The 3,445-nt window shown below is 70.8% G+C and carries 4 protein-coding genes; 1 reads left to right on the top strand and 3 read right to left on the bottom strand.

The window, feature by feature from the left end; genetic code table 11:
- The coding region (locus AOZ53_RS04810; RefSeq protein ID WP_369816785.1) for a DNA/RNA non-specific endonuclease at positions 1–683 on the bottom strand (683 nt) is incomplete at its 3' end.
- 253 nt (positions 684–936) lie between these two features.
- Positions 937–1,836, bottom strand: coding sequence for a LysR family transcriptional regulator (locus tag AOZ53_RS04805; RefSeq protein WP_054487047.1), 900 nt, complete (start codon positions 1,834–1,836; stop codon positions 937–939).
- 257 nt (positions 1,837–2,093) lie between these two features.
- Here AOZ53_RS04805 and AOZ53_RS04800 point away from each other — a divergent pair, with 257 nt between their 5' ends.
- Complete coding sequence (locus AOZ53_RS04800; RefSeq protein WP_054487045.1) at positions 2,094–3,047, top strand: aromatic alcohol reductase; 954 nt, start codon at positions 2,094–2,096, stop codon at positions 3,045–3,047.
- A gap of 48 nt (positions 3,048–3,095) precedes the next feature.
- On the opposite strand, the gene AOZ53_RS04795 is transcribed toward AOZ53_RS04800, so the two are convergent.
- The coding region (locus tag AOZ53_RS04795) for a hypothetical protein (RefSeq protein WP_197286443.1) at positions 3,096–3,445 on the bottom strand (350 nt) is incomplete at its 5' end.

Below are 3,445 nucleotides of genomic sequence, written 5' to 3'. Positions count from 1 at the left end.
ACGACCTTGTAGAGATAGGTCGGCACCGCGACGCCGGCGCCGATGGTCTTGGGCCGCTCGGTATAGACCGGCCCGGTGAAGACATACACATCGCCCGTGGCCCGCATCACGTATTGGCGCGTGTCCTGCTCAATGCGGCTCCAGGGGCCCGCGTTGTGCTTCTGGTCCTGCGGCACCATGTTGGCCAGCGAAAAGCTCTGCGCCATCGCATCCGGCGTGGCCATGTCGCCGGCCGGCGCCATGTGGCCGCGCGAGAAGCCCGAGCCGCGGTAGTCGTCCAGCTCGGCGCGTTCGGCGCGCGGCACGCGCGCCTCGGCGTAGAACTTGTCGGTGCGGTGCAGGCCCTTGGCCTGCGCCAGGTTCTGGCGGTTCAGGCGTTCGGCCACGAACACCGGCGTCTTGGTCTGGCCGTTGTGCAGGATGGCGAACGAGGAAAAACAGACCTCGCGCAGCTGCTGGCCGGCGGGCACCGCCGGCGGCCGCGCGTTGGGGAAGAACTGCGGACATTCCGTGAACGCGGTCTGCACCAGCGCCGCGTTGGGCGCGGGCAGCGCCACCGGCGCCGTGCGTTCCTGCCCCGGCCAGCCCAGGTGCGACAGGGCATCGCCCACCGACGCCGGTATCTTCCACTGCGGGTGGAGCACGTAGGTGGCGGCGCCGAAGCTCGCCAGCGACGTGACGATCAACGCCCGCAGGAAACGCGGGATCCGTCCGGCGGAGCGGGCGGCGGTTCGGGAGGAGGGGCTTCTCTTTCTGGGAGCGGGTTTCTTCGCGCGGGTCATACTACCTGGGGGCTGCGGACCGGCCGCCCAGAGCAGCCGATCAATGTGACCCCGGATTGTAGATGAGTGGCGGATTTGTCACGCTGTGGCGCGAATGCGCGGCCGGCGGGCCGATGTCGCACTCAAGCGGCCGCACCCGCCGCCGCCCGTGCCATCAGGCCGGCAAGGCGTCGCGCATGATCGCGACGGTCCAGTCCACGAAGGTCCTGACCGCCGCCGTGGCCCGCGCCTGCGGATAGACGATCGAGATCGGCACCGGCGCGCAGCGCGCCTGCGCCAGCACTTCGCGCAGGCGGCCGCTGCGCAGGTAGATCGACGCCGCCACCTCCGACAGCTGGATCAGGCCCAGTCCCTCCAGGCCGCAGTGCAGGTAGGCCTCGGTCTCGTTGACCGAATAGCGGCCGGGCAACGCCAGCGCGATGTCCTCGCCGTCGACCCGGAAGCGCCAGTCCAGCGGCCGGCCGCTGGCATTGGACAGGTAGTTGACGATGCGGTGGCCTGGCAGCGCCGCCACCGAGTCCGGTTCGCCGAACTGCTTCAGGTAGGCCGGCGCCGCGCAGGTCAGCCAGGCCAGCCGCCCGAGCGGGCGCGCCACCAGCGTCGAATCGGCCAGCGGACCGCTGCGGATGGCGCAGTCGATGCCTTCGTACACCAGGTCCGCCGGCCGGTCGCTCAGGCCCAGCGCCACCTCGATGTCCGGATAGCGCGCCTCGAACTCGCGCAGCCGTGGCACCACCAGCGCGCGGCCGATGACGCCCGGCATGTCCACCCGCACCCGGCCGCGCGGCGCCTGCGTGGTGGCGGCCATGTCGTGTTCGGCCTCGGCGATGTCGGCCAGGATGGCCTGGCACGACGCGAAGTAGCGCGCGCCGGCGTCGGTCAGGCTCAGGCTGCGGGTGCTGCGCCGCAGGAGCGGCGTGCCCAGGTGCGCCTCCAGGTTCTTGATCGTGGTGGTCACCGACGAGCGCGGCATCGCCAGCGTTTCGGCGGCCTTGCTGAAGCTCTGCGCCTGCACCACGCGCACGAACGTCGCCATTGCTTGAAGTTTGTCCATGGACGGGAGCCTTGGGGAATGCGCTGGGGAAGGGGAATGTTAAGCGGTTCGCGCGGTGGGCGGATCGGCCTCGATACGGGCCGGCTCGGGTAGGGGCGCGACGGGTTCGCGCAGCGCGCGTTGTGAATTCAGGCGCGCCGAACAATGGGCGCGGGGCGCGCTCCTACACTGCCCGCATGCCGGCAGCGCGGACGTTGGCGGCGTGTCAGCCACCGTCGTCCGCGGTGCCTTCCCTGAATCATTTCCCCGGAGTTTCCATGTTGAATCACAACGCCATCCTGGTCCTGGGCGCGGGCCAGCTCGGCATGGCCATGCTGCGCGGCCTGGCGCGCCGCGCCGCGGGCGATGCCGGCGTGTCCCTGTCGGTGCTGTTGCGGCCGGCGGGGCCGCGCTCCGACGATCCGCGCAAGCAGCGCGACCTGGCCGAGCTGCAGGCCCTGGGCGTGCGCATCGTCGAAGGCGACCTGGTTGCCCAATCGACCGCTGAACTGGCCGCCACATTCGGCCGCTTCGATACCGTGATCTCGTGCACCGGTTTTGTCGGCGGCCCGGGCGTGCAGCGCAAGATCGCGCAGGCCGCGCTGGCCGGCGGCGTCGGGCGCTTCGTGCCCTGGCAGTTCGGCGTGGACTACGACGCCATCGGCCGCGGCAGCCCGCAGGACCTGTTCGACGAACAGCTCGACGTGCGCGACATGCTGCGGGCGCAGCGCGCCACCGAATGGATCATCGTCTCCACCGGCATGTTCACCAGCTTCCTGTTCGAGCCGTCGTTCGGCGTGGTCGATCTGGCCGGCCGCCGCGTCAACGCGCTGGGCGGCTGGGACACCGCCGTCACCGTCACCACCGCCGAAGACATCGGCGAACTGACCGCCGAGATCCTGTGGGCCGAGCCGCGCATCGCCAACCAGGCCGTCCATGTCGCCGGCGACACTGTGACCTACGGCGAACTGGCCGAGCGCGTGGCGCGCGAGCTGGACATCGAGATCGCGCGCCATGTCTGGACCGTGCCGGAACTGGAACGGCAGCTGGCCGCCGCGCCGGAGGACGGCATGCGCAAATACCGCGCCGTGTTCGCGCAAGGGCGGGGCGTGGCTTGGGAACCGGCGCGCACGTTCAATGCGCAGCGCGGCATCGCGGTGCATGGGCTGACGCAGTGGATTCGGGATAACCGGCCGGCATTGCGCCAGGCCGCCGGCGCGCAAGGCGCATAGCCGCCAGGTCCTCGATCCGGATCGCCTCGCGGGCCGCGGGCGCGGCTGTCAGTCCTCGTCGGGCTGCGCCTGCCGCGTCTCGAATTCCTCGCGGTTGTGCAGCGCGAAGTACAGCACGTCGCTCCACGCCAGGCCCAGCACGTAGTCCGTATTGCCGGTGCGGCTGCCGTCGAAACCGTCGTCCAGGCGCAGGCCATGGAAGGCGTCCAGCGGCGGCTCGCCCCGTTCGACGGTGGCCGCCAGCAGTTGGCGCCCGGCCTCGGCGGGATCCGCCGGCAGCGCATCGAGCGCCGCGCCGGCCTGGCGGCAGCGCGCGATTTCCTTTTCCGCGTTGGCCTTGAGCGCGGCCTCTTCGGATTCCATCATCAGTTCCAGCTCGATGGTCTCCAGCAGCAGGT

The sequence above is a fragment of the Achromobacter sp. 2789STDY5608621 genome, assembly GCF_001299375.1.
Classification (GTDB): Bacteria; Pseudomonadota; Gammaproteobacteria; order Burkholderiales; family Burkholderiaceae_B; genus Achromobacter; species Achromobacter insuavis.
Note: the sequence above shows the minus strand (reverse complement) of the source record. Positions and strands in the feature narration are given on the sequence as shown.

Coding starts and splice junctions, on each gene's coding strand:
- AOZ53_RS04800 (WP_054487045.1), top strand. CDS start 2,094: ATGTTGAATCACAACGCCATCCTGGTCCTGGGCGCGGGCCAGCTCGGC.
- AOZ53_RS04805 (WP_054487047.1), bottom strand. CDS start 1,836: ATGGACAAACTTCAAGCAATGGCGACGTTCGTGCGCGTGGTGCAGGCG.